Genomic DNA, 25,733 nt, shown 5'->3' with positions numbered 1-25,733 from the left:
CCGCGATAAGTGCGCGGCGATGATCCGCAAACTTCTCATCGCCAACCGGGGCGAGATCGCCTGCCGCATCATCCGCACCGCCCGCGCGATGAACATCGCGACGGTGGCCGTCCATTCCGACGCCGATGCGACGGCGCTGCACGTGCGTTCGGCGGATGAGGCGGTGCACATCGGTCCCCCGCCCGCCGCCGAAAGCTATCTGCGGGGCGACAGGATCATCGCGGCGGCGCAAGCGGCAGGGGCGGACGCGGTCCACCCCGGCTACGGCTTCCTCTCGGAAAACGCCGATTTCGCTCAGGCGGTGCTGGACGCGGGGCTGATCTGGGTCGGCCCCAGGCCGGCCAGCATCCGTGCCATGGGTTTGAAAGACGCGGCCAAGCAGCTGATGCGCAGCGCGGGTGTGCCGGTGACGCCGGGCTATGACGGGTCTGATCAGTCCGTGGAGCGGCTGGCGCGGGAGGCCGACACCATCGGCTATCCCGTGCTCATCAAGGCGGTTGCGGGCGGCGGCGGCAAGGGCATGCGCAAGGTCGATGCTCCGGCCGATTTCGCGGCGGCGCTTGAAAGCTGCCGCCGCGAGGCTCAGGCGAGCTTCGGCAATGACGAGGTGCTGCTGGAAAAGTGGATCACCTCGCCGCGCCACATCGAGGTGCAGGTGTTCGGCGATGCCCACGGCAACGTCGTCCACCTGTTCGAGCGCGACTGTTCCTTGCAGCGCCGCCATCAGAAGGTCATCGAGGAGGCCCCTGCCCCCGGCATGGACGCGGCCACCCGCGAGGCGATCTGCGCCGCCGCCGTGCGCGCGGCGAAAGCGGTCGATTACGAGGGCGCGGGCACCATCGAATTCATCGCCGATGCCAGCGAGGGGCTGCGCGCCGACCGCATCTTCTTTATGGAGATGAACACCCGCCTCCAGGTCGAGCACCCCGTCACCGAGGAGATCACCGGCGTCGATCTGGTCGAATGGCAGTTGCGCGTGGCCGGGGGCGAGCCGCTGCCCAGACAGCAGGCCGAGCTGTCGATCACCGGCCACGCCATCGAGGCCCGCTTGTACGCGGAGGATCCGGCCAGGGGGTTCCTGCCGAGCATCGGCGTGCTCCGCACGTTCGACATGCCGCAAGACGGCGGGGACACGCGGATCGACACGGGCGTGCGTCAGGGCGACGAGATCACCCCGTTCTACGACCCCATGATCGCCAAGGTGATCGTCCACCAGCACACTCGCGACGATGCGATCGAGGCGCTGCGAGGCGCGGTCGCCGGCATCCGCATCCGGCCGGTCAGGACCAACGCGGCGTTCCTGCACCGCGTCTTGACCCTCGATGCCTTCGTCGCCGGCACCATGACCACGTCCCTGCTCGGCGATCATCCGGAACTGGGCGACAAGCCGCCGCTGTCGCAGGAGTCGCTGGTCCATGCGGCAAAGCGTCTGCGGCAGGAGCTTCAGCGGACGTCCCAGGCGCGGGGCAGCGGGGACGAGCGGATGCTGGGCGTCCGGCTGAACGCACCGCCCAAACGCACTGCGACGATCTATGTCGACGGTGTCGCCCGCGAGGTGCCATGGGGAGACGACGAAGCGTCCACCGCCACGCCCCATCCGAGTGCCTTCGAGCCGGCTGAGGACGGGTTCACCTGGTACGAGAACGGTGAAGCATACGCCGTGTCGCTGGCGAAGCGCGGCACCGGCCACCACTCGGCTGCCGACGGCGCCGTCGCGGCGCCGATGCCGGGCAAGGTCATCGCGGTCGATGTCGCCGAAGGTCAGGCCGTCACCGCCGGGCAGCGGCTGCTGGTGCTGGAAGCGATGAAGATGGAGCACGCCCTCACCGCACCGTTTGACGGCACCGTCACGCAGCTTTCTGCCGCTGAGGGGCAGCAGGTGCAGGTCGACGACGTTCTGGCGATCGTCGCACCGGACGCCGACTAGGCGCGGACGTCGGCCATGGGACGCGGCGGGCCGAACAGCCGACCCCGCTCGGAGAACAGCACCAGCGCGAGCGAGCTCAGGGCCGTGATGACGAGGGCAGTCGCCAGCGGCCGTGCACTGCCGTCATAGGCGTAGCCGATCAGGGCGCCAAGACCCGCACCGGTGGTGAGACGCAGGAAGCTCTGCGCCGAACTTGCCGCGCCGGCGATGTGCCGGAACGGCTCCATGGCGACGGAGCCGAAATTGGCGCCGATGAACCCGAGCAGCGCCATGTTGGCGGCCATCAGCGGCGCAAAGGTCCACAGCGTCTCGTCAGGATCGAACGAGAACCACAGCTGTGCTGCTGCGACGGCGATGAAGACGAACAGGGCGGTGTGGCTGACGCGCCGCGCGCCGAAACGCTCGACGATGCGGCTGTTCGACCAGTTGGCGAGCGCCATCGCGCCGGCGCACAGAGCGAAGATCAAGGGAAACTGCTCGCCGGCGCCGAACGCCTCGCCGATGAGCTGCTGCGAGGAGTTGATGAAGCCGAACAGCCCCCCGAACACCAGCGCGCTGCCGAGAGTGTAGCCGATGGTGCTCCGCAGCGTCACCGCCTGCGTCATGTGCCGCGCGATGCTCGGCAAGTGGATAGGCTGGCGGTCCTCCTCGTGCAGCGTTTCAGGCAGGCGGGCGTGGACCCAGGCCGCCATCACGCAACCTGCCGCGGCCATGGAGGCAAAGATCCACCGCCAGTCGCCCAGCAGCATCAGGACGCCTTGCCCGATGGTCGGCGCGATGGCGGGGACGATGAGGAAGATGACGAAGATGAGACTCATCATGCGCGCCATCCGGTCGCCGCCCACGCGGTCGCGGATGATCGCCGGCGGCAGGGCGATGATGGCGGCCGCGCCGAAGCCCTGCACCGCGCGCAGGATCAGCAGCGTCGCGAAATCCGCGGCCAGCGCGCAGGCGACCGACAGGGAGACATAGACGGCAAGGCCCGTGAACAGCACCGGGCGGCGGCCATATCGGTCGGCCAGGCTCCCGGGCACCAGAGCGCCGAGACCGGCGGCGACGAGGTAGACGCCGACAACGAACTGCCGGTTGTTCCCCGACGCGCCCAGATCAGCGGCGACAGCGTCGAGCGCCGGCAGGATGGCGTCGATGCCGAAGGCGTTCAACGCCATCAGCAGCGCCATCATCCAGATGAACTCACGCTCGCCCGGAGCACGGCGCGGCCGCGCCCGCTCGGCAGGCGCCGGAGGCTCGCCGGGCCGATCCTGCATCCGGGAGGTAAGCATCTGCACCGAATGTCCCTTCGCCCCGGTTGTTCCGCCGGCGCCGATCCTGTACCAGTTCTGTTCCGATGAACCCGACTTGTTTGACGCCGGATGCAGCCGAGATGGCCGCCGCCTCGCGCAAGATCATCCACATCGACATGGACGCGTTCTTCGCTTCTGTCGAGCAGCGGGACAATCCCTCCCTGCGCGGCCGGCCCGTCGCGGTCGGAGGATCGAGCGGACGGGGGGTAGTCGCCGCCGCGTCCTACGAGGCGCGCCGCTTCGGCGTGCGATCGGCGATGCCGTCAGCCACGGCGCGCCGGCTGTGTCCCGACCTGGTGTTCTGCAAGAGCCGCTTCGACGTCTACCGCGAGGTTTCGGGACAGATCCGCGCGATTTTCGCCCGCTACACCCCCATCATCGAGCCTCCCAGCCTCGACGAGGCCTATCTCGACGTGACGGACGCCTGTTCCGGCGGGACGACCGCCACTGCGATCGCACGCGCCATCCGGCGGGAGATTGCGGCGGAGACACGGCTCACGGCGAGCGCGGGCGTGTCCTACAACAAGTTCCTCGCCAAGCTCGCCAGCGATCAGAACAAGCCCGACGGGCTGTGCGTGATCCGTCCGGGCGAAGGCGCCGACTTCGTGCAGCGCCTGCCCATCCGCCGCTTCCACGGCATCGGCCCGCGCGGGGAAGAGAAGATGCACCGGCTCGGCATCCGCACCGGCGCCGATCTCGCCGCCAGGGACATGGTGTTCCTGCGCGCCCATTTCGGCAGCGCTGCCGAGTATCTGTTCCGCGTCGCCCGCGGCATCGACCTGCGCCCGGTCCGCACGCACCGGACCCGCAAGTCCGTCGGCGGCGAGCGAACCTTTGGCGAGGACCTGCGCGACGAGGCCTCCGTCCGTGCCGCCCTGGCGACGATCATCGACCTCGTCTGGGAGCGGATCGCACGCGTCGAGGCCCGCGGACGCACGCTTACCCTGAAGCTCAAAGATGACGATTTCCGCCTGCACAGCCGAAGCCGTTCGGCCGCGCGGCCGCTGGAGGACAAGGAGGACTTCGCCCGCTTGGCCACCCTGCTGCTGGAGCAGGAACTGCCGCTCCCGCGGCCGATCCGGCTGCTCGGCCTCAGCCTCTCGGCTCTTCAGGACGCGCCGACCGGGTCGCGGCGGGACGCGGCCGCGCGGGCGGCCCAGCTCAGCCTGTTCTAGCCATGATCCCCGCGCGCGTGATCGCGCCAGAGCGCAAGCATCCGCGGCGCCTTGCCGATCAGCGGCTCGGGAAGCGAGTGAAGCGGAAAAAGACGCGCATCGACCACTTCGCGGTTGTCTGCCCGCGGCATGTCGAGCAGCGTTCCGGTGAACAGGTAGCTCGTCGCGTGGGTGCCCAGCACCTGCTCCGCCACCACGCCGACCCGGCGCAGCCCGGCGATGCGGCACCGCGTCTCCTCCCGCAGCTCGCGGACCGCCGCCTCCTCCGGCGCTTCCCCCCGGCGGATGCCGCCGCCGGGAAAGGACCACCCTTTGCGGCCATAGCTCAGCCGGATGAGCAGCATGCGGCGATCGGGCGACAGCGCCACGACGGTGACGCTGCGCAAGTGCGGCTTCAGGATGCGGAACAGCCGGATGCGGACCCGGTGCGCCACCCGCAGCAGCGCACGATGCAGCGGCGGCGGGATCAGGCGAAACATGTCATCGGCTGACGCCTGTGCCGCAGAAACCGGGCGATGGGCAGGTCGCTCCGGCCCGCCAGAGCGTCTTCCAACACCCGGCGCTTCCCGGCGCCGCTGATGACCAGCAGAACCTCCTCGCAGTTGAGGAGCGCAGGCAGGGTCAGGGTGATGCGCGCGAAGGGCGCTTCGGGAGGTAGAGGCTCGGGCGTGATCCGCCGGATAGCTTCAGAATCGCGCGGGTCCGGTTCGCTGCTTGGAAACAGCGAGGCGATGTGCCCGTCCGCGCCCATGCCGATCCAGGTGAGCGCGAAACGCGGCGGAGAAGCACCCGGCTCCAGAGTTGCGACCGCGGCTCCGACCGGTGCGAAGAGGGCGCGGAGCCGCGCGCCGTTGCTCGCAGCGTGGCCGTCGGGGACCACCCGCTCGTCGTTCGGCCACACGGTCAACCGCGGGAACGGCAGCGGTTTCGAGACCAGAGCCTCCAGGATCGGGAACGGCGTCGCACCGCCGGGGACGGTGATCGCCACCTCGCCGGGGCTGGAGCGCAGACGACGGCCGAGCCGCCCGGCAAGCCAGTCGGCCACGGCGTCGGCGGTCCATCCGTCGTGCACCCGCACCGGGTCCGGTGCGGGCAGAGGGTCGCCCGCGCTCACTTCAGGCTTTGCGACAGGAACCAGATCCGTTCTTCCGTCTGATCGATCCAGTCATCCACCATCCCGTTGGTGGCATGGTCATCCGCCTCGCCGCTGACGGCCTTCACCTCCTCGAGCCGCTCGCGCAGCTGCCGGTTGTCGGCAAGCAGCCGCTCGACCATCGCCTGCGCGTCCAGAGTGGCATCGTCCTCGTCGGCGATCCGCGTGAGCTTGCCGACCGCGCCGATCGAGGTGATCGTCTCGCCGCCGTTCTTGCGCACCCGTTCGCCGATCACGTCCACCAGTGCGAGGATCTGCTGGGCCTGCTCGTCGAACAGCAGATGCAGGTCGCGGAACCGCGGACCGGCGACGTGCCAGTGGAAGTTCTTGGTTTTCACGAACAGCGCCAGATGGTCTGCGAGCGCACCGTTGAGGGTTTCGATCAACGCGGTGCGGGCATTGTTGCCAGCCGTCGGCATGGTGCCTCCTTTTCCTGCTCGGGTCTTGCCGTGTGCATTTCAGAACGGGTCCGCGCCGCACAGGTTTCCCGCCCGTCAGCTCCGCGTCCACGGACCCTGGATGGCGAACGTCATCGTGGGACTGTAGGCGTTCACGAACAGCCACGCACCATCTGGCGAGAAACACGCGCCGGCAAGCTCTGTCTGCATCCTGAGCCGCCCGATCGCGTAGGCCTCTCCGGCCGGAGTGATCCCGCGCAGGTGATTGTCGACCACCATGCCGGGCTGATCCTCGCAGACGATGAGGTGCCCGTTGGGCGCGACGGTCAGGTTGTCGCCGTAGTGAAACTGTGCCGGGCTGGTCGACTCGAAGAACAGGTCGAGCGTGTCGGCAGCACCGCCGCGCCCCGGCCGCAGGCGCAGCACCTGACCCAGACGCGCGGCGCCGCCGCTGGTCGCGCACAGATACAGCTCGTCCTCGCCCCAGTGGATGCCCTCTCCGCGCGCCACCACCAGTGCGCCGGCGGCAGCGGCGCGCAGGCGCAGATCGTCGCGCGGAGCCTCCACATCGTCAAGATCGACCCACCGCACCGGCAGCCTGCGACCCACGGTGAGGTCGGGGGAGACCCAGTTGCGGCTGTCGCGCAGCGGGCCGTCGATCGCGAGCGCCTGCAGCCGCCCGCCCTCGTGCAGCCGGTCCCGCACCCGCGGGATGAAGCGGTAGATCACCCCGTCGTCGCGGTCCTCGGTCTGGTAGACGATGCCGGTCGCCGGATCGACGCAGGTCGCCTCGTGGTTGAAGCGGCCCATGGCCTTGATCGGCCGGGCCTCGACCAGCGTGTCGGCAGCCGCAGGCACTTCGAAGACGTAGCCATGGGCGCGCTCGCGGGCGAGCACCTCGTCGCCCGGCTCCTCGCAGGTGAGCCACGATCCCCACGGTGTCACCCCGCCGGCGCAGTTGCGGATCGTCCCGGCAAGGCTGCGGAACTGGCGTTCGACGCGCAGCGAGGCGGGATCGAGAACGAGCGTGGTCGTGCCGCCGGGGAGCACCTCGCCCTGCGCGTTGCGCGCATAGCCGTGCGCCGGCCGCCCACCGGCGTCGTGATGGGCCGACAGCTCATGGTTGCGCACCAGCACCAGACGCCCGTCCGCCCGTGCGAAACAGCCCATCCCGTCGGCCCGGTCGGGCACCCGCCCGCCGTCGGACATCGGCTCTCCCAGGCGCGACAGCACACGGTAGGAGAAGCCGGGGGGCAGGTCGAGCAGCCCTGCCGGATCGGGCTGGAGCGCGCCGTAGAAGCGCGCATCCCCGGCCGCCGCGGACGGCCGGTCGAGGCGGCACCCGCTTGCCACCAGCGCACCGAATGCGGCCGTGGTGGCCTTCATGAACGTGCGCCGTGTGGCGCTTGCGGCAACGGCCATGGCGATCTCCGGACACGAGCAGCGGGGCGTCTGCCGTGCGGGACCACGCACGGCGCTCGGCCCTGCCTACAAAACACGCATGAAGGGATGATGACGCACGCGCGCCTCAGTCCGCGTGGCCGTGCGTATGGCTGTGCGTCACCCGCGCGCCGGCGCCGTCGCCGCTGCCTTCCTGCTCCCACCAGTAGGGTGCGCGCCGCCGCGTGCCGGTCACCACCTCGTTCATCGTGAGCGGGTCGTAGAGCCGGCCGCCCAGCATGACGCGGTGCACCTTGTCGGTGTCGCGGATGTCGGCGAGCGGATTGGCGTCGAGCACCACCAGGTCTGCAAGCTTGCCCACCTCCAGCGAACCGATGTCGCGCTCATACCCGTAGATGCGGGCCGGCATGATGGTCGCCATCTTGAGCGCTTCGAGCGGTGTGGCTCCGCCGCGGCCGAGGCTCCACATCTCCCAGTGCGCCGCCAGGCCGGCCTGCTGGCCGTGGCCGCCGATGGCCACATCCACGCCGCGCCGCGCCAGCTTGACCGCCTCGCGCGCCGCGTCGTCGTCGACATAGTCCTCTTCCGGCGCCATGGTCCGGCGGGCGTTGTTGGCCAGCAGCATCGCCATCGGCTCGTGCCGCGACAGGATCGGGTGCCTCCACACGTCGGTGTGCTGCCGCCAGTAGGGGTCGCCCGCCGGTCCGCCGTAGGCCACCACCAGCGTCGGGTTGTAGCCGACGCGGGTCTGCGCCCACAGATCGACGAAGTCCTTGTAGAACACCTCGCCCGGCACGTTGTGCTCCATGGTCGAATTGCCGTCCTGGATGAGGCTCACATCCATGGTGTAGAGCGACCCGCCTTCGGGCACGACCAGCATGCCTTCCGCCTGCGCCGCCGCCGTCACCATCTGCCGCTGGTCGCGGCGCGGCTGGTTGTAGTTCTTGACCGAGTTGGCGCCCTGGGCCTTCAGGCGGCGGACGCTGTTCAGCGCGTCCTCGTAGCTGTCGATCTCGGCATAGACCCGGGCCGCGCGGGCGCCATAGATGATCTCGCCGGTGGAAAAGGTGCGCGGGGCGACGATCACCCCTGCCCGCTGCATCTCGGCAGCCGGAAAGATGGTGCGCGCGCTGGACGAGGGATCGTGGATCGTGGTGGTGCCCAGCGCCAGATTGGCAAGAGCCGACCAGTTCTGCTGAGGCACGAGGTCGCCTTCGCCCTGCGGACCGTGGGCATGTCCGTCGATGAAGCCGGGGACGATCGTCTTGCCTTCCAGAGGCACACGGATGGCGTCGCGCGGCGGCGTCAGCGTTCCCGACGGCCCGATGGCGACGATCCGGTCGCCGCGGATCAGGATGTCGCCGCGTTCGAGGACACCGCCGTCGGCATCGGCCATCGTGACGATGCGCGCACCGGTCAGGAGAACCGCGCCGCGCGGCTTGTCGGCCGGCACGGTGAGCGCGAGCGAGACGCCCTCGCGCGGCGGCGTGAACCGCGCCGCCTGTCCGGCAGCGGGCGCCGCGGCGAACAGCTCGCGCGTCGTGGCGGTGAAGAGCGTAGGACCGAGGCTCCAGTGCAGCCGCGCGCCATCCCCCGACCAGCCGAGGAAATCGGCGCCATCCTCGCTGACCCGGGTGACCGGCAGCGCCTTGCCGTCCGGCGCCAGCGCCACGTCCTGCGTTCCCGGCATCAGCGGCGTGACGAACGCCTGATAATTCTGGCGGAACGCGATGTGCCTCCCGTCGGGAGACACCGAGATGTCGTTCACCAGCTCGCCGGTCGCGTGTGTCCGGCTGTTGCCGCCCTCGAGATCGGTGCTGAGCAGCGCCGCCTTGCCCTCGCGCGAGCCGATGAAGAACAGCCGGTCGCTGCGGGCGCCCCACTGCGGCGTGCTCCCCTCGACCCTCAGCCGCCTCTGGTTCGTTCCGTCGACGTTGACGAGGTGCAACCCGGGCCGGCCGCCGCCGCGCGCCGCGGTCAGATAGCCGCCGCTGCGCTGCTCGAACGCGATCAGCCGCCCGTCCGGCGAGAAGCGCGGATTGGCGTAGTGGCCGCGTTCGCGGGTGATGGCGCGCGCGCGGCCACCCGTGGCGGGAACCGTGCTGATGGCGCCCAGATCGCTGTCGGTCCAGGACACGAACACGATCTGGCGGCCATCGCGCGACCAGCTCGGCCATGCTTCCATGGCGTCGCCGCTGTCCGCGACGAGCCGGCGCGCCTCGCCGCCGGACATCGGCCGGATCCACAACTTGCCCAGCGACTCGAACACCACGGTGCGGCCGTCCGGGCTGACGCTGGCCCAGCGGGGCATCCGCGTGGTGACCGTGTCCGGCGCCACGGCGACCGCCGGATGCGTCGCGTCGGCAATCACCCGCGTGTCGCTGACCCGGAAGGGGATCACGGCATGGCCGCTGCCATCCGCGTTCACCCGGTTGAGCTTCCCGCCGGCCCAGAACACGACGGCGCGGTTGTCCGGTGTCCAGGCGAGGTTCGGATAGACCCCCGTCACCGCCCATGTTTCCTGCATGTCGCGGTCGAGCGGCGAATGAAGGCGCCGTTCCGCGCCGGTGGCCAGATCACGCACGAACAGGCTGGTGATGTTGTTCTCGCGCCGCACGAACGCCAGCAACCGTCCATCCCTTGACGGGGTGGGCCGCACCGCTCCGCCCGGTCCGGCAACGACGCTGGAGACCTCGCCCGTGTTCAGATCGTAGCGCTCGATGGCGAAGATCCCCTGGCGGGAATTCTGCGCGTATTCGAAGATCGGACCGGGCGTGGTGTTGCGGACGTAGTAGATCGCGTCGCCGTCGGGTGCGAAGGTCGGCTCCCCCAGCTCCTTCTGCAGCGTCTCGTTCGCCCGCTTGACGAGAGGCACGCCGGAGCCGCCCGACACGTGATACAGCCACACCTCGCCGGTTCCCAGGGATCGTCCGGTGGTGAAATGCTTGCGCGCCGCGATGAACTGGCCGTCCGGGCTCCAGGTCGGCTGGTTCAGGAGCCGGAACGTCTCCGTCGTGACCTGCCGCTTGTCCGAACCGTCGATGTTCATGACCCAGATGTTGTCGCCCCCGCCCCGGTCCGAGGTGAAGGCGATCCGGCGCCCGTCGGGCGAGAAGCGGGGCTGATGCTCGAACGCCAGCCCTTCCGCGATGCGCGTGGGCGTCCCGCCGGTCACCGGCATGACGTAGATGTCGCCCAGCAGGTCGAAGGCCAGCAGACGTCCGTCGGGGGACACGTCCACGTTCATCCACGTGCCCTCGTCCGTGTCGATCCGCGCCTCGCGCAGCGTCAGGCCGCGCGGCGCGTTCACGTCCCATTTGGGCGCCGCGGGCTCGGGCGCATTCGCCGGAGCCTGCGGCTGCGGGCGCGGCGCATGCTGCTGCTGCGCCTGCTGCGAGATGATCTCGCTCTCGGGCGCCTGGGTTTGCTCGACGGGCGGGGAAACCGGCTGCGGCTGAGCAGCCTGGGCAGCAAGCGCGAGCGCGAGGGCGCCGGCAACGGATGACATCATGAGGGCACGACCTTTGCACTGGAAGAAGCGGCTGTGGGCGCGACCGTAATCGCGGCGTCAGGCCCGTCAATGGTTTGGGTGCGCGCGCTTCCGCCATGGGTGGAACGCCGCCGTTGGTGCAGGGCAGGCTACACTCCCGGCGGATCGGCGAAGAAATCCTCCAGATCGAACGACGAGCGCTGCCCGATGCTGTCGCGGTGCGCGCTCAGCCACCGGTCGGCCCATCCGCGCCCGCGCTCGAACAGAAGTTCCAGATAGGCCCACTCCGCGTTCAGCTTCGAGGAGGCGGCAAGGTCCTGCACCTCGGCATCGGCGTGGATCAGGTGCAGATAGGTGTCGCGCCCGCCCTCGCCTGCCCCGCCCCGTTCCTTTGCCAGATCCTGCATCACCGCGATCGTCCTCAGTTCCTTGATGAGCGCGGTGTTGAAGCTGATCTCGTTGACCCGGTTCAGGATTTCGCGCGCCGTGCGCGGCGGATTGCACCGCACCACCGGGTTGATCTGGACGATCACGATGTCGGGGCTGGCCGGGCTGCGGACGAGCGGCATGATCGCCGGATTGGCCGAGAAGCCGCCGTCCCAGTACTCCTCGCCATCGATGGTGACGGCCGGGAAGAGCTGCGGCAGGCAAGCCGACGCCATCACGGCATCGCAGGTCACCTCCCCGCGCGAGAACACCCGTGCCCGCCCGGTGCGCACATGCGTCGCCGTGACATGGATCACCACGTCCCGGCAGGCGTTCACGTTCGCAAAATCGACGACGTCCAGCAGGAGATCGCGCAGCGGGTTGAGCCGCAGCGGATTGAGCTGATAGGGCGAGAACATCCGGCTGATGCCTTCGAACAGCAGATAGCCGGGCGAATAGTCGAGGCTGTAGCGCCCGAGAAGCTTGTCGAGCGGGCTGCGCTGGATCGGCGAATACACGGCGGCGCGGCTCACCCGCTCCCAGAAGGTTCTGAGCGCGACGCGCGCCCCCTCGCGGCCGCCCCGCTGCCAGCCATCGGCCAGCACCACGGCGTTCATCGCCCCGGCGCTGGTGCCGCTGACTTCGGCGATGGTGAGAGTCTCGTCCTCCAGCAGGCGGTCGAGAACTCCCCACGCCAGAGCCCCGTGCGATCCGCCACCCTGAAGGGCAAGATTGATCGGCTTCGTCATCACCTCGTCGCTCCCGGTCCGCCGCCGCCCCGCACGATGCATGAGACGCCGCGACACGGACACAACGATCGGGGAGACGGAGGGTCCAAGGCGAGAGACGCGGCGCCTCGCCTCAGGGGTGCAGCGGCGGGAGGCACACGCGCAGGGGACTTCCCGGGAGGAGGCTTGGCCGCGGCAAGGGCACGGCGGAGAGGGTCGGGCGACCGGCAATGCCGCACCACCGCCACACAGTCCCTGAAGCTGGGCATCCCCGGCGGCCGGCGTCTGGGGAGCGTGTGGAGCGGGTAGCGGGAATCGAACCCGCGCGTTCAGCATGGGAAGCTGACAGGCTACCATTACATCATACCCGCCTGCCCGATCGTCTCTGCCGCAGCCTCGGTTCAGCGTCAATCCGGTTGATTTCGCAAGTCGGCGGGCGCAGGTGCTCTGGCAAAACGGAGAGGACAGCTTCATGCGCATGATCGACCATTTCCTCGCCGGCGGCACCGCCGGCCTCACGCCGGGCCGCACGCACCGGGTCTGGAATCCGTCCACGGGAGAAGTTCAGGCGCAAGTCGGCCTCGGCGATGCGTCGCTTCTCGACCGTGCCGTGGCCGCGGCCCGCGCGGTGCAGCCCGGCTGGGCGCAGACCAATCCGCAGCGCCGCGCCCGCGTCATGTTCCGCTTCAAGGAACTGATCGAGAAGAACATGGCCGACCTTGCCCATCTTCTCGCCTCGGAGCACGGGAAGGTCATCGACGATGCCAAGGGCGACATCCAGCGCGGGCTGGAGGTCATCGAGTATTGCTGCGGCATTCCGCAGGTGCTGAAGGGCGAGTTCACCCTTGGCGCCGGACCGGGCATCGATGTGTATTCGATGCGCCAGCCGCTGGGCATCGGTGCGGGAATCACCCCGTTCAACTTCCCGGCCATGATCCCGATGTGGATGTTCGGGATGGCGACCGCGGTGGGCAACGCTTTCATCCTCAAACCGTCGGAGCGCGATCCCTCGGTCCCGGTGCGCCTCGCCGAACTGTTCGTCGAGGCGGGGGCGCCCGAGGGGCTGCTGCAGGTCGTTCACGGCGACAAGGAAATGGTCGACGCCATCCTCGACCACCCGGACATCGCCGGGGTCAGCTTCGTCGGCTCGTCCGACATCGCGCACTACGTCTACAAGCGCGGTGTCGCCGCGGGCAAGCGGGTGCAGGCGATGGGCGGAGCCAAGAACCACGGCATCGTCATGCCCGACGCCGACCTAGACCAGGTGGTGAACGATCTGACCGGCGCCGCGTTCGGCTCGGCGGGAGAACGGTGCATGGCCCTTCCGGTGGTGGTGCCCGTGGGCGCCGACACGGCCGACGCGCTGCGCGAGAAGCTGGTCCCTGCGATCAACGCCTTGCGCGTCGGCGTCTCCACCGATCCCGAGGCGCATTACGGTCCGGTCGTCACGCCCGAGCACAAGGCCCGCGTCGAAGGCTGGATCGACACGGCCGAACGCGAAGGCGCGGAGATCGTGATCGATGGCCGCGGCTTCACCCTGCAAGGGCATGAGAACGGCTTCTATGTCGGCCCGACGCTCATCGACCGGGTGACGACCGACATGGAAAGCTACCGCGAGGAGATCTTCGGGCCCGTACTGCAAATCGTGCGCGCCCGTGACTTCGAGGAGGCGCTGCGTCTCCCGTCCGAGCATCAGTACGGCAACGGTGTCGCGATCTTCACCCGTAACGGCCATGCCGCCCGCGAGTTCGCCAGCCGAGTCAATGTCGGCATGGTCGGCATCAACGTTCCCATCCCCGTGCCGGTCGCCTATCACTCGTTCGGCGGCTGGAAGCGGAGCGCGTTCGGTGACACGAACCAGTACGGCACGGAAGGGGTGAAGTTCTGGACGAAGGTCAAGACGGTGACTCAGCGCTGGCCCGACGGCGGCGGGGACGGATCGAACGCCTTCATCATCCCGACCATGGGCTGAGGCCGCCATGCGCAGCGCCATGTTGATGCTTGCGCTCGCCGCGCTCGCTGCCTGTTCGGGAGATGCGGCGCCGGCGGACCGGACGGCGAGCGGTGACGATCCATCCGCAGGTGCCACGGCGCCCGTGCCCTTGGATACCAGTCCCGCCGCCACTCCGGCCGGCATGGCTGCCGCGGACGAGATTCCACCCGCCTTTCGCGGCCGCTGGGGGATGACGGCGGCCGACTGCGAGAAGGGCCGCAGTGACGCCAAGGGTCTGATGACGCTCGGCGCGACCGGGGCACGCTTCTATGAAAGCGCCGGCGTGCTCGAAAGCGCCTCGCGGCGCGCGCCGGATGAAGTGGGCGCGCATTTCGCCTTCACCGGCGAGGGAATGACGTGGCGCACGCAGGAAATGCTGACACTGCGGGAGAACGGGGACGTGCTCGTGCGTTCATCCACGGGGCCGGATGGACAGTTCGGGCCGTTTACATACAGGAGGTGCCGATGATGCGATGTGTGCTGGCTGCAGGGGCGGTGGCGTTGCTCGCCGGGTGCGTGACCGCGCCGCCCCCGTCGAGCGTGGACCCGGCGGGACGGGACATGGGCGATGGCACCTGTGACGCGCAGCCGGCACAGGGGCACATCGGGCAGACCGCCACCGCCGAGCTTGGCACGCGCATCCTGCAGCTCACCCGCAGCCGGACACTGCGCTGGGCGCCGCCGAACAGCGCGCTGACCATGGACTACCGGATGGACCGGGTGACCGTCTCCTATGACGAGCGCCTGAGGATCAACCGGATCACCTGCGGCTGAGTGCGCGCTCCACCGCCGTGGCCAGTTCGGCCACGGTGGTCATGCCGGCAAGCTCCTGCCGGCTGACCAGGAGTTCGCACGCCGCGCCGGACCGCGCGATCACCGCCGGCCAGGCAAAGCCGCAGCCGGGAAACTCCCGCGCGAACTCATCGCGGTGGAGGGCACGGTTGGGCACGCCGAGCCGCCGGGTGAAGGTGCGCCATTCGCGGCGCATGGTCAGCGCTCCGTGGGTGATCATGCACAGGTCGCACGCGTAGGTTTCCGGCCGCACGATCTTGTGCACGGCGTCCATCGCCCGCGACGCGAGCCCGCCATCGGCGTTGTACACGAAGATCACCTCGTCGGCGCCCGCCATCCGCCGCACCCTTTCGCTTCGCCGCCGGCGCCGCTACAGCGCGGGCCATGACCGGACAATTCCAGCTGACCGACGACCAGCGTGCGATCCAGGAAACGGCGCAGCGCTTCACCGCCGACAACATCACGCCCTTCGCAGGGGAATGGGACGAGAACAAGCATTTCCCCGTCGACGTCATCAAGCGATCGGCCGAACTCGGCTTCGGCGCCATCTATGTAAGCGAGGAAAGCGGCGGGATCGGCCTTGGACGGCTCGAAGCGGCGCTGATCATGGAAGCGATGGCCTATGGCTGTCCCACCACGAGCGCCTTCATCTCCATCCACAACATGGCCGCGTGGATGATCGACGCCTTCGGCGATGCGGAGCTGAAGGCGCGCTACCTTCCCGATCTCGTCACCATGGACAGGATCGCGAGCTACGCCCTCACCGAACCGGGGAGCGGATCGGATGCGGCGGGGCTGAAGACCAGCGCCCGGCTGGACGGCAATCACTACGTGCTGAACGGCACCAAGCAGTTCATTTCCGGCGGCGGCGTGAACGACGTCTACGTGACCATGGTCCGCACCGGCGACCACAAGACGGGCGGCATTACGGCGCTGGTGGTGGACCGCGAGACGCACGGTGTAAGCTTCGGCGCGCCGGAGAACAAGCTGGGCTGGAACGCTTCCCCGACGGCGCAGGTCATCTTCGAGGACGCGCGGGTGCCGGTGGTCAACCGGATCGGCGCCGAAGGACAGGGCTTCCGCATCGCCATGATGGGGTTGGACGGGGGGCGGCTCAACATCGGTGCGTGCTCGCTCGGCGGGGCGCAGCGGTGCCTTGACGAGGCGATTGCCTACACCCGAGACCGGCAGCAGTTCGGCGCCCCGATCGCCGACCTTCAGAACACGCAGTTCATGCTCGCCGACACGGCCACCGACCTCGAGGCGGCGCGCGCCCTGCTCTACCTCGCGGCGGCGAAGGTGACGGACAACGCGCCGGACAAGTCGCGCTTTTCCGCCATGGCCAAGCGGCTGGCGACCGACAACGGCTCCAGGGTGGTGAACGACGCCCTTCAGCTGTTCGGCGGCTACGGCTATCTCAAGGATTATCCGATCGAGCGGTTCTGGCGCGACCTGCGGGTTCACCAGATCCTCGAAGGCACCAACCAGATCATGCGCGTCATCGTCGGGCGCGACCTGTTGCGGCAGGGACGCTGACGATGGCAGAGGTTCTGGCACGCATCGACGGGTCGGCAGGGCACCTTTCGCTGAACCGGCCCGAGGCGCTTCATGCGCTGACACACGCCATGTGCCGCACGATGGACGCTGCACTCGCCGAATGGGCGGGTGACGATCGGGTCGGTGCCGTGCTGATCGACCATGCGGAGGGGCGCGGCTTCTGCGCCGGCGGCGACATCGCCTTTCTGCGCAGGTCCGCCCTCGAGGATGGCGGCAGGAGCGGGCGGGCCTTCTTCTTCGACGAATACCGGCTCAATCACCGGCTGTTCACCTATGGCAAGCCCACCGTGGCGTTCATGGACGGGATCACCATGGGCGGCGGCGTCGGCATCGCCCTGCCCTGCAGCTTCCGCGTGGCGACGGAGCGGACGAAGCTCGCCATGCCGGAGACGGGCATCGGGCTGTTCCCGGATGTCGGCGGCGGCTGGTACCTCTCGCGGCTGCCGGGCCGCACGGGTCAGTGGATGGCGCTGACGGGGGCGCGACTCGACGGCGCGGAATGCCTCGCGCTGGGTCTCGCAACACACTACCTGCCCAACGGGAAGCTGGCCGAGGCCAGGGACCGCATCTGCGGCGGAGAACCCGTCGGCGGCGTGCTGGATTCACTGTCCGCTGCTCCGCCCGCCGCGCGCATCCTCGAACACCGCGAGGACATCGACCGCCTGTTCGCTTCTGACAACCTGGAGGACATCATCGCCGCGCTCGAGGCCGATGGCGGCGAGTGGGCGGCGCGGGAACTCGAGACGCTGTGCAGCAAGTCCCCGCAGACCTGCAAGGTGGCGCTGCGGCAGCTGGCGCAAAGCGCCACGCTGACGGACTTCGCCGACAACATGGCCATGGAATACCGCATCGCCAGCCGGGTGCTCACCCGCCCCGACTTTGCCGAAGGTGTCCGGGCGGTGATCGTCGACAAGACCGGCGATCCGCACTGGGATCCGCCGACCCCGGCTGCGGTGACGGAGGCGCTGCTCGACGCCATCTTCGCCCCCCTGCCCGCTGACGAGGAGTGGACACCGCAATGACGTACGAGACCATCGCGACCGAGACGAGAGGGCCGGTCACCCTCGTCACCCTGAACCGTCCGCAGGCGCTCAACGCCTTGTCCAGCGCCGTGCTCGAGGAACTGATCGCCGCCTTCTCAGCCTATCAGGCCGACGAGACGCAACGGTGCGCGGTGCTGACCGGCGCAGGCGACAAGGCTTTCGCCGCCGGAGCCGACATCAAGGAGATGGCGGAGAAGGAAGCGGCCGACTTCTACCTCCACGATTTCTTCTCGCGCTGGCAGAGCCATCTGGTGAATGCCGTGCGCAAGCCGTGGATCGCGGCCGTCAACGGCTTTGCCCTGGGCGGCGGGTGCGAGCTGGCGATGATGGCGGATTTCATCATCGCTTCGGACCGCGCGAAATTCGGCCAACCGGAAATCAAGCTGGGCGTCGCGCCCGGCATGGGTGGATCGCAGCGGCTGACCCGCGCCATCGGCAAGGCCAAGGCGATGGAGATGTGCCTGACCGGCCGGATGATGGACGCCGCCGAGGCCGAGCGCAGCGGGCTGGTCGCGCGCGTCGTGCCGCACGACACGCTGCTGGACGAGGCGCTGAAAACCGCGCAGGAAATTGCCGCCATGCCGCCGATGGCCGCCATCGCCAACAAGGAGATGGTGAACGCCGCTCAAGAGCTGACCCTGACCGAAGGCATCCGCTTTGAACGCCGCCTGTTCCAGATCCTCGCCGCAAGCGAGGACAAGGTGGAGGGAATGCAGGCCTTCATCGAAAAGCGTCAGGGGCAGTGGAAGGGGCGTTGAGCCGTTTTCAGGAAAAGCGCGACCCCGTTCGCTCATTCCGCAGAGAAGCGAGGTAGAACATGAACATCGCCTTCATCGGTCTTGGCAACATGGGCGGCGGGATGGCCGCCAACCTCGTCAAGGCGGGCCACACGGTGCGCGCCTTCGACCTAAGCGAGGACGCGCTGGCCCGTGCCGAGCAGAACGGCTGCACCCGCACCGCCTCCATTGCCGAAGCGGTCGCCGACGCCGAGGCGGTTGTTTCGATGCTGCCTAACGGCCAGATCGTGCTGTCCGCCTTCACCGGCGAGGTGATCGGCCATGCGCCGCGCGGCGCGCTGTTCATCGACTGCTCGACCATCGACGTCGCCACTGCACGCGAGGCGGCGGAGAAGGCGCGCGAGGCCGGATACGAGATGGTCGACGCGCCGGTCTCCGGCGGGATTGCAGCGGCGGCGGCGGGCACGCTGACCTTCATGGTCGGCGGCACCGCCGAGGCGTTCGCCCGCGCCGAACCGATCCTGCAAGCGATGGGCAAGGCGGTGATCCATGCCGGTGATGCCGGCAACGGACAGGCGGCCAAGATCTGCAACAACATGCTGCTCGCCATCCACATGATCGGCACCTGCGAGGCGTTCCGCATGGCCGAGAAGCTGGGCCTCGATCCGCAGACATTCTACGACATCTCCTCCGTCAGCTCGGGCCAGAACTGGTCCATGACCAGCTATTGCCCGGTGCCCGGCGTCGGACCGCAATCGCCGGCCGACAACGGGTATCAGGGCGGTTTCGCGACGGAACTGATGCTGAAGGATCTGCGCCTCGCCATGGAGGCGGCGGACAGCGCCGACGCGGCCGTTCCGCTGGGATCGCGGGCGGCCGCTCTCTACGAGGATTTCGCCGGCGCGGGGAATGGCAAGCGGGATTTCTCCGCCATCATCACGACCTATTGATCTCGGCGATGATGCCGCGCAGCCACTGCAAGCCCGCTGACGACCGGGTAAGGTCAGCGACAAACTCCTGTCCCCGCGGTGCCGATCTCAGGCGGGAGCCGGGCAGCCAGCGATCCGCCCGTCCGTGGTAGGTCAGGTTCCCGGGCCGCAGCCAGTCGGGGATGCGCCAGACGCTTGGCGGGCCGCCGCAGACAGTCAGCCTGAGCGCAGCGCTGGCATGACGCGCGAGGCGACCTTCACCGCAATACACGGCATCGTTCCGGCTTTCCATCCGCAAGGCATGGGGATGGCCGTGGCGGGCGAGGCGGTCGATCTCGTCCGCGTCGGCACTCGCGAGATGCACGATCCGCGCGATCCGGAGGGCGCCGAAGATGCGGTGGTGCCACTCGCCCGTGTCCTCGTCGGCAAACAGGCCGAAGAACAGGAAGACATCGCCGCGCGTCACTCCTTGGTTGGCCAGATGGGTCTGCGCCGCGGAGCACTGGCCGAACAGGCACGTTCCGTCGTCGAGGAACATGGGATCGTGGTGGCAGAAGCTGTCCGGGCCATACCGGCCGCAGCTGGCGCGGGCGGCCAGAGCGCCCAGCCCCAGCGCGCCGTAGGTGGTCTGCGACCCGGATGCGGCCGGGATCGGCAGCGTCACCGGCCGTCCGTTCACGATCGGCGATGGTCCTCCGCCCGCGCTGCTGTCGAAGCCCTTGCGGCTGAGGATGACCCGCATGGCCACCGTGCATAGCCTTGCCGCGCGCGCGCGGGCAACACCATGCACTCTCGCCGCCGGGCAATGGTGACAGCGCCGCGCACCGTCTCGCGCCGCAGCCGGACGGGGAGCCGACGATGAGGCGGCTGGCGCGCAATCTCGGCTGGCTGCTCGGCGGGCGCGGGCTGAACGCGGTTCTCAGCCTCGTCTACCTCGCGGTCGCCACCCGCACCCTGGGGCTTGAGGCGTTCGGGGTGCTCGCGGTCGTTCTGGCCATGGGGCAGACGGTGGCCGGTCTGGCGGGATTTCAGACTTGGCAGCTCGTCGTGCGCTGGGGCAGCGGCCCGGACGGTCCGGCCGAAGCAACCGGATTCGCGGTGGCGCTGGATCTCGTGTCGGTCGCCATCGGCGTCGTGCTCGCCGCAGCTCTCGCCGGCACCGCCGCCCTGTGGCTTCCCGTGCCCGCCGAGCTGGGGCCGGCGATGTTCGCCTACGGCGCGGTGCTCGCCTGTTGCACGCGGTCCACCCCCATCGGGCTTCTCCGGCGGCGCTTCGCCTATGCGCGGGCGGCGTCGGCGGAGGCCGTGCAGCCGGTCATGCGCGTGGCGGGCGCCTTTCTGGCATCGGCGTTCCTGCCGACAGTGACCGGCTTCCTGCTTGCCTGGGCGGTGGCGGAGATCGCGGTGGCGGCGGCGGTATGGATCGCCGCGCTGAGCCAGGAACGCCTGCACGGCATGACCATCAGCCTGCGCCATCTTCCCCGGTCGCACCCCGACGTCTGGCGCTTCGTCTGGTCGACCAACCTTCTGGGAAGCCTGAATGTCGGCTCCAAGCAGATCCTGATCCTGCTCGTGGGCGCCGTGGGCGGGGACGCCGCCGCCGGCGGGTTCAGGGTCGCCGCGCAACTCGGACAGGGCCTGATGCAGCTCGCGCAGCTGCTGTCCAAGGCCGTTTACCCGGAGCTGGTGCAGGCCGGCAGCCAGGCCGTCGACATGGCGCGGCGCATCGCCACGCTGGCCCTCGTCGCCGGGGTCGCGGCGGCGGTCGTGGCGGTGGTCGCCGGCCGCTGGCTGCTGGACGTGATCGCCGGACCTCAGTTCTCGGGCGTCTACTGGACCATGGTCATTCTCGCGATCGCGGGCGCAGTGGAAATGACCGGCGCGAGCCTTGAATCGCTGCTCATCTCCGCGGGCCGCGCCGGCACCACCTTCCTCGTCCGCGCGGCGCCGCTGGCGCTCGGCTTCGTCATGCTCGACGCGGCGATCGGATGGCAGGGGCTGAAAGGCGCCGCTTTCGTCGTGCTGTTTGCCAGCGCCCTGTCGGTCCTCGGGCTGTGGACCGCGATGCTGTCGCTGCGCATCATCCGCCTCGCGCCGGAAGCGGAGGCTGATGATGTGTCACCGGTTCTGAGCGACCCTCTCAGCGAGGATCGGTTCCGCCCCAGGTGAGCACGGGCCGCCGCGCCGCCTGCGTCTCGTCGAGACGGCGGCGCGGCGCATGGACCGGGGCCGCCTTCAGCGTCTCGTCTCCGGCCCTCGCCCGCTCCGCGAGGTGACGCAACGCGCCGATGAACTGGTCTAGCGCCGCCTTGCTTTCCGTCTCGGTCGGTTCGACCAGCATCGCCCCGTGCACCACCAGCGGGAAGTAGACGGTCATCGGGTGGAAGCCTTCGTCGATCAGTCCCTTGGCGAGATCGAGGGTCGACAGGCCGCCGCCGAACCCGGCATCGGAAAACAGCGCCTCGTGCATGCACGGCCCGCTGCGGGCGAACGGCGCGTCGAGCACGTCCTCCAGCGAGCGCAGCACGTAATTCGCGTTGAGCACCGCATCCTCGGCCACTTGCCTCAGCCCGTCGGCACCGTGGCTGAGGATGTAGGTCAGCGCGCGGGTGAACATGCCCATCTGGCCGTGGAAGGCGGTCATGCGCCCGAACGACTGCATGACGCCGCCGAAATGCTCTTCCGAGAATGCGTCGGCACGCTCCTCCTCGACGAGGTGGATGTGGCCGTCCGCCGTCCGCGCCGTGTAGGGCAGCGGCATGAACGGCGCCAACGCCTCGGACAGCACCACCGGACCCGAACCCGGCCCCCCGCCGCCGTGCGGAGTGGAAAAGGTCTTGTGCAGGTTGATGTGCATGGCATCGATGCCGAGGTCGCCGGGGCGGACCCGCCCGACGATTGCGTTGAAGTTCGCGCCATCGCAATAGACGTAACCACCGGCGTCGTGAACGGCGTCGGAAATCGCCTTCATGTCGCGTTCGAAAAGGCCGCAGGTGTTCGGGTTTGTGATCATCACCCCGGCGACATCGCCCGCGCCGTCGCCGCCCCTGGCAAGCCGCGCCTTCAAGGCGGGCAGATCGACCCGCCCGTCGGCGTTGGCAGGAACTTCCTCGACGGAAAAGCCGGCAAACGCCGCCGTTGCGGGATTGGTCCCATGCGCGCTCTCGGGCACGAGGATCACGGTCCGTCCGCTCTCCCCCCGCGCGTCCAGCGCGGCGCGGATGCACAGGATGCCGCACAGCTCGCCATGAGCCCCGGCCTTGGGGCTCATCGCCACCGCATGCATGCCGGTCAGCGCAATCAGCCAGCGGGCAAGCTCGTCGATCACCGCGAGCGCGCCCTGCACGGTATCGACCGGCTGCAACGGGTGGACGTCGGCAAAGCCGGGCAGGCGCGCCACCTTCTCGTTGAGCCGCGGATTGTGCTTCATCGTGCACGAGCCGAGCGGAAACAGGCCGAGATCGATGGCATAGTTCTGCCGGCTCAGACGGGTGTAGTGCCGCACCGTTTCCGGTTCGGACAGGCCGGGCAGGTCGATGGGCGCCGTCCGGGCGAACCGGCCAAGCCGGTCGCTGCCACCGGACGAGGGTGCAGGCAGATCGACGCCGGTGGTCTCGCGATGGCCGATCTCGAAGATCAGCGGCTCTTCGAGCATCAGGGCGCGGTTGCCGGTGTGGGTCGCGGCACTGCCTTCGCCGGAACCGGCCGCCTGCATCGCGGGCTTCCATCCGGATTTGTTAGGAGCATTCATGCGAGCGCCTCCTGCAGGGCATCGGCCAGGGCGGAGATGTCCTCTTCCGTGGTCGTTTCGGTGACCGCCACCACCAGACCTTCGGCAAGCTGCGGCTGGTCGGGATAGAGGCGGCCGAGCGACACGCCCGCGAGCACGCCGTTCCCCGCCAGGCGCCGGACCACGGCGCGCGCATCGCACCCGAGAAGAAGGGTGAACTCGTTGAAGAACGTGTCGTTCAGCAGGCGGACGCCCGGCACCTGCGCCAGCCGCTCAGCGGCGTGGCAGGCGAGCCGGTGGTTCTCGGCCGCAAGCGCGCGCAGCCCCTTCTCTCCGAGCAGGGTCATGTGCACGCTGAAGGCGAGGGCGCACAGTCCGCTGTTGGTGCAGATGTTGCTCGTCGCCTTCTCGCGGCGGATGTGCTGCTCGCGAGTGGACAGGGTCAGCACGAAACCGCGCCGGCCCTCGGCGTCCACCGTCTCGCCGCACAGGCGTCCCGGCATCTGGCGCACATGGCGGGGATCGCGCACGGCGAACAGGCCGAGATAGGGTCCCCCGAACTGCAGCCCCACGCCCAGCGCCTGCCCCTCGCCGACCACGATGTCCGCGCCCTCTTCGCCGGGCGACCGGATCGCGCCCAGCGCCACCGGCTCGGTGTTCACCGCGATCAGCAGCGCACCCTGCTCCCGCGCGGCCGCGCCGATCCGGGCAAGATCGGGAATGCGGCCAAGGATGTCCGGATACTGGACGACGACGCAGCTTGGCTCGGCGGCCTTGATCCGTGCGATCAGCGCGTCCTCGCCGCAGCCGGCCTCGAGCACGGGCGGCACATGGTCGATCCGGTCGCCGGTGAACCGCGCCATGGTGCGCGCAACCTCGACGTAATGCGGATGCAGGCCGGCATCGAGGATCGCCAGATTGCGCCGGGTGATCCGCCGCGCCATGCCGATCGCTTCCCAGCAGGCCGTGGACCCGTCATACAGGGACGCGTTCGCCACCGCGCAGCCATACAGGCGCGCCACCTGCGTCTGGAACTCGAACAGCATCTGCAGCGTGCCCTGCGCGATCTCGGGCTGGTAGGGCGTGTAGGCGGTCAGGAACTCGCCGCGCTGGATGATGTGGTCGACCGATGCCGGGATATGGTGCCGGTAGGCCCCGGCGCCGAGGAAGAACGGCACATCGCCGGCCGTCACGTTCTGCCGGGCCAGCTTGCGCATGTGGCGTTCCACCGCCTGTTCGGACGCATGCAGCGGCAAACCCTCGATCGGCCCGTCGAGCCATGCTTCGCGCGGCACGTCGGCGAACAGATCGTCGATGCTTCCGGCGCCGATCGTGCTGAGCATGGCCTGCCGGTCGCTGTCGGTCAGAGGGAGGTAGCGCATGGGCAGTCTTCCTTGCTCGGCCGTTTCGCTCCGGCCCGGTCAGAGATTGGCGACGAACTCCCGGTAGGCCGCCTCGTCCATCAGCCCGGCAAGCTCGCTCTCGTCGGCGATCGCCAGCTTGAAGAACCAGCCTTCGCCTTCGGGGTCCGAGTTGACCAGCGCCGGATCGTCCTGAAGCGCGGCGTTCGCTTCCACGACCGTCCCCGATACGGGGGAGTAGACGTCGCTGGCGGCCTTGACGCTTTCGACCACGGCCGCATCCTTGCCCTTGGCGATTTCGGCGCCGTCCTCCGGCAGGTCGACGAAGACGATGTCGCCAAGCTGCTCCTGTGCGTAATCCGTGATCCCCACGGTGGCGACATCGCCGTCGACATCGATCCACTCGTGCTCGGTGGTGAAATAGCGTGCCATGCGTCAGTGTCCTCGATGGTAGCGATGGGGTACGAAGGGCAGCGGCGCCACGGTGGCCGGAAGCCGCTTGCCGCGCACCTCCACCTCGACGGGGGTTCCGGCAGCGGCGTGATCCGCCGCGACATAGGCCATGGCGACAGGATGGCCGAGTGTGGGGGAGAAGCCGCCGCTCGTCACTTGCCCGACCGGACGCGCGCCGTCGTACACCACCGCGCCTTCGCGGGCGGGCAGGCGGCCGTCGAGGACGAGGCCTACCCGCCTCTCCGGCACGCCGCCGGCAATTTTGGCGGCACAGGCCGCATGCCCTGTCCAGCCGCCCTGTTCGCGTCGGCTTTTCGTCAGCGCGAAGCCGAGGTCGGCGCTGACCGGATCGCGGCTGGCGTCCATGTCATGACCGTAGAGCGGCAGGCCCGCCTCCAGCCTGAGCGAGTCGCGGGCGCCCAGCCCCGCGGGCCGGACCTCGGGCTGCGCCACCAGCAGATCGGCCAGCGCCTCGGCCCGGTCGGCGGGGACCGACAGCTCGAACCCGTCTTCCCCGGTGTAGCCGCACCGCGACACCCGCAAGACCGTGTCCTCGTTGCGGATCGCGACGGACTGCATGAACACGAAATTTTCGGGGAGTTGCGGAAACAGGCGACGGAGCACCGTGTCGGCTGCCGGTCCCTGCAAGGCGAGGAGCGCCTGCTCGTCGAGATGGGTCAGCGTCACCTCATCGGGCAGATGCTCGCGCAGATAGGCGATGTCGTCCCATTTCGTCGCCCCGTTCACCACGAGGAGATAGCGCGCCTCGCCATCGTCTTCCGTGATGTTGGTGACCATGAGGTCATCGAGAATCCCGCCGTCCTCCGCGAGGAGGAGCGAGTAGCGCACCCGGCCCGGTTTCAGCCGCGACACATGCGCGGGCAGGAGCGCGTCGAGCGCCGCGCCCGCGCCCGCACCCGAGGCGACCAGCTGGCCCATGTGGCTGACGTCGAACAGGCCCGCACTGGTCCGGGTCCAGTGATGCTCGGCCACGATCCCGCCGCCCTCGCCCGTGTACTGGATCGGCATCTCGTAGCCGGCGAACGGCACCATGCGCGCACCCTGCCGGCGATGCCAGCCGTCCAGCGGCAGCAGGAGCAGTTCCGGTTGCAGGTCGTCGTCCACGGCAGCTCCCG

The 25,733-nt window shown here is 69.2% G+C and carries 23 protein-coding genes and 1 tRNA gene; 10 read left to right on the top strand and 14 right to left on the bottom strand.

The annotated features are described in order from the left end of the window. The first annotated feature begins 19 nt into the window (after positions 1–19). Positions 20–1,927, top strand: coding sequence for an acetyl/propionyl/methylcrotonyl-CoA carboxylase subunit alpha (locus ETO60_RS04670; protein WP_130003273.1), 1,908 nt, complete (start codon positions 20–22; stop codon positions 1,925–1,927). Here the strand turns inward: ETO60_RS04670 and ETO60_RS04665 are convergent. Then, positions 1,924–3,210 carry a multidrug effflux MFS transporter gene (locus ETO60_RS04665; RefSeq protein WP_234026332.1) on the bottom strand — a complete coding sequence of 429 codons (1,287 nt, stop codon included), beginning with the start codon at positions 3,208–3,210 and terminating at the stop codon, positions 1,924–1,926. The two genes, ETO60_RS04670 and ETO60_RS04665, sit on opposite strands and share 4 nt — an antisense overlap. A gap of 101 nt (positions 3,211–3,311) precedes the next feature. On the opposite strand from ETO60_RS04665, the gene dinB reads away from it, so the two are divergent. Further along, on the top strand, positions 3,312–4,406 hold the full coding sequence (gene dinB, locus ETO60_RS04660) for a DNA polymerase IV (RefSeq protein ID WP_234026331.1): 1,095 nt from the start codon (positions 3,312–3,314) through the stop codon (positions 4,404–4,406). On the opposite strand, the gene ETO60_RS04655 is transcribed toward dinB, so the two are convergent. The 7 genes from ETO60_RS04655 to ETO60_RS04625 all read right to left on the bottom strand — a co-directional run bounded on the left by ETO60_RS04655 (position 4,403) and on the right by ETO60_RS04625 (position 12,373). Then, complete coding sequence (locus tag ETO60_RS04655) at positions 4,403–4,885, bottom strand: NUDIX hydrolase (RefSeq protein ID WP_130003269.1); 483 nt, start codon at positions 4,883–4,885, stop codon at positions 4,403–4,405. The two genes, dinB and ETO60_RS04655, sit on opposite strands and share 4 nt — an antisense overlap. Further along, positions 4,873–5,520, bottom strand: coding sequence for a 6-phosphogluconolactonase (locus ETO60_RS04650; protein ID WP_234026330.1), 648 nt, complete (start codon positions 5,518–5,520; stop codon positions 4,873–4,875). Before ETO60_RS04650 ends, ETO60_RS04655 begins: the two co-directional genes overlap by 13 nt. Next, positions 5,517–5,978 carry a Dps family protein gene (locus ETO60_RS04645; protein ID WP_130003267.1) on the bottom strand — a complete coding sequence of 154 codons (462 nt, stop codon included), beginning with the start codon at positions 5,976–5,978 and terminating at the stop codon, positions 5,517–5,519. Before ETO60_RS04645 ends, ETO60_RS04650 begins: the two co-directional genes overlap by 4 nt. 75 nt (positions 5,979–6,053) lie before the next feature. Next, on the bottom strand, positions 6,054–7,343 hold the full coding sequence (locus tag ETO60_RS04640; RefSeq protein WP_315850265.1) for an alkaline phosphatase PhoX: 1,290 nt from the start codon (positions 7,341–7,343) through the stop codon (positions 6,054–6,056). A gap of 142 nt (positions 7,344–7,485) precedes the next feature. Continuing rightward, the gene (locus ETO60_RS04635; RefSeq protein ID WP_130003263.1) at positions 7,486–10,869 is read right to left on the bottom strand and encodes an amidohydrolase family protein; all 3,384 of its coding nucleotides are present in this window, start codon (positions 10,867–10,869) and stop codon (positions 7,486–7,488) included. A gap of 128 nt (positions 10,870–10,997) precedes the next feature. Then, complete coding sequence (locus tag ETO60_RS04630) at positions 10,998–12,023, bottom strand: patatin-like phospholipase family protein (protein WP_130003261.1); 1,026 nt, start codon at positions 12,021–12,023, stop codon at positions 10,998–11,000. 276 nt (positions 12,024–12,299) lie between these two features. Continuing rightward, positions 12,300–12,373: transfer RNA gene (locus ETO60_RS04625), tRNA-Gly, on the bottom strand. A 101-nt stretch (positions 12,374–12,474) separates the two neighbouring features. On the opposite strand from ETO60_RS04625, the gene ETO60_RS04620 reads away from it, so the two are divergent. The 3 genes from ETO60_RS04620 to ETO60_RS04610 are packed head-to-tail and all read left to right on the top strand — an operon-like array spanning position 12,475 to position 14,769. Next, positions 12,475–13,974 (top strand): CoA-acylating methylmalonate-semialdehyde dehydrogenase, encoded by a 1,500-nt coding sequence (locus tag ETO60_RS04620; protein WP_130003259.1) that lies wholly within the window; start codon positions 12,475–12,477, stop codon positions 13,972–13,974. A gap of 19 nt (positions 13,975–13,993) precedes the next feature. Beyond that, complete coding sequence (locus ETO60_RS04615; RefSeq protein WP_130003257.1) at positions 13,994–14,464, top strand: hypothetical protein; 471 nt, start codon at positions 13,994–13,996, stop codon at positions 14,462–14,464. Then, positions 14,461–14,769, top strand: a complete 309-nt coding sequence (locus ETO60_RS04610; protein WP_130003255.1) for an I78 family peptidase inhibitor — start codon at positions 14,461–14,463, stop codon at positions 14,767–14,769. The genes ETO60_RS04615 and ETO60_RS04610 overlap by 4 nt, the downstream gene beginning before the upstream one ends. On the opposite strand, the gene ETO60_RS04605 is transcribed toward ETO60_RS04610, so the two are convergent. Beyond that, positions 14,756–15,124 carry a hypothetical protein gene (locus tag ETO60_RS04605; RefSeq protein WP_130003253.1) on the bottom strand — a complete coding sequence of 123 codons (369 nt, stop codon included), beginning with the start codon at positions 15,122–15,124 and terminating at the stop codon, positions 14,756–14,758. The two genes, ETO60_RS04610 and ETO60_RS04605, sit on opposite strands and share 14 nt — an antisense overlap. A gap of 47 nt (positions 15,125–15,171) precedes the next feature. On the opposite strand from ETO60_RS04605, the gene ETO60_RS04600 reads away from it, so the two are divergent. The 4 genes from ETO60_RS04600 to mmsB are packed head-to-tail and all read left to right on the top strand — an operon-like array spanning position 15,172 to position 19,074. After that, a complete protein-coding gene (locus tag ETO60_RS04600) occupies positions 15,172–16,323 on the top strand; it encodes an acyl-CoA dehydrogenase family protein (protein ID WP_130003251.1) in 1,152 nt (383 codons plus the stop codon). Between the two features lie 2 nt (positions 16,324–16,325). Further along, entirely contained in the window at positions 16,326–17,366 is a 1,041-nt protein-coding gene (locus tag ETO60_RS04595; RefSeq protein ID WP_130003249.1) for an enoyl-CoA hydratase/isomerase family protein, read from the top strand. Then, on the top strand, positions 17,363–18,145 hold the full coding sequence (locus ETO60_RS04590; RefSeq protein ID WP_130003247.1) for an enoyl-CoA hydratase-related protein: 783 nt from the start codon (positions 17,363–17,365) through the stop codon (positions 18,143–18,145). The genes ETO60_RS04595 and ETO60_RS04590 overlap by 4 nt, the downstream gene beginning before the upstream one ends. A gap of 59 nt (positions 18,146–18,204) precedes the next feature. After that, positions 18,205–19,074, top strand: coding sequence for a 3-hydroxyisobutyrate dehydrogenase (mmsB, locus tag ETO60_RS04585; protein ID WP_130003245.1), 870 nt, complete (start codon positions 18,205–18,207; stop codon positions 19,072–19,074). Here mmsB and ETO60_RS04580 read toward each other — a convergent pair. Continuing rightward, positions 19,061–19,795, bottom strand: a complete 735-nt coding sequence (locus tag ETO60_RS04580; protein WP_130003243.1) for an Nmad3 family putative nucleotide modification protein — start codon at positions 19,793–19,795, stop codon at positions 19,061–19,063. The two genes, mmsB and ETO60_RS04580, sit on opposite strands and share 14 nt — an antisense overlap. A 116-nt stretch (positions 19,796–19,911) precedes the next feature. Here ETO60_RS04580 and ETO60_RS04575 point away from each other — a divergent pair, with 116 nt between their 5' ends. Next, positions 19,912–21,222, top strand: coding sequence for a lipopolysaccharide biosynthesis protein (locus tag ETO60_RS04575; protein ID WP_130003241.1), 1,311 nt, complete (start codon positions 19,912–19,914; stop codon positions 21,220–21,222). Here ETO60_RS04575 and gcvPB read toward each other — a convergent pair. The 4 genes from gcvPB to gcvT are packed head-to-tail and all read right to left on the bottom strand — an operon-like array spanning position 21,194 to position 25,722. Continuing rightward, the gene (gene gcvPB / locus ETO60_RS04570) at positions 21,194–22,804 is read right to left on the bottom strand and encodes an aminomethyl-transferring glycine dehydrogenase subunit GcvPB (protein ID WP_130003239.1); all 1,611 of its coding nucleotides are present in this window, start codon (positions 22,802–22,804) and stop codon (positions 21,194–21,196) included. The genes ETO60_RS04575 and gcvPB overlap by 29 nt on opposite strands. Then, positions 22,801–24,165: an aminomethyl-transferring glycine dehydrogenase subunit GcvPA gene (gene gcvPA / locus ETO60_RS04565; protein ID WP_130003237.1), complete on the bottom strand. Its 1,365-nt coding sequence runs from the start codon at positions 24,163–24,165 to the stop codon at positions 22,801–22,803. Before gcvPA ends, gcvPB begins: the two co-directional genes overlap by 4 nt. A gap of 39 nt (positions 24,166–24,204) precedes the next feature. Beyond that, positions 24,205–24,576 carry a glycine cleavage system protein GcvH gene (gcvH, locus tag ETO60_RS04560; RefSeq protein ID WP_130003235.1) on the bottom strand — a complete coding sequence of 124 codons (372 nt, stop codon included), beginning with the start codon at positions 24,574–24,576 and terminating at the stop codon, positions 24,205–24,207. Positions 24,577–24,579: 3 nt separating this feature from the next. Next, a complete protein-coding gene (gcvT, locus tag ETO60_RS04555) occupies positions 24,580–25,722 on the bottom strand; it encodes a glycine cleavage system aminomethyltransferase GcvT (RefSeq protein ID WP_130004525.1) in 1,143 nt (380 codons plus the stop codon). Between the last annotated feature and the right edge of the window lie 11 nt (positions 25,723–25,733).

It is taken from the genome of Qipengyuania thermophila (assembly GCF_004153605.1).
In the GTDB taxonomy this organism is placed as follows: domain Bacteria; phylum Pseudomonadota; class Alphaproteobacteria; order Sphingomonadales; family Sphingomonadaceae; genus Qipengyuania_B; species Qipengyuania_B thermophila.
The sequence above is the reverse complement of the archived record's forward strand: the minus strand, read 5'-3'. Positions and strand labels throughout refer to the sequence as shown.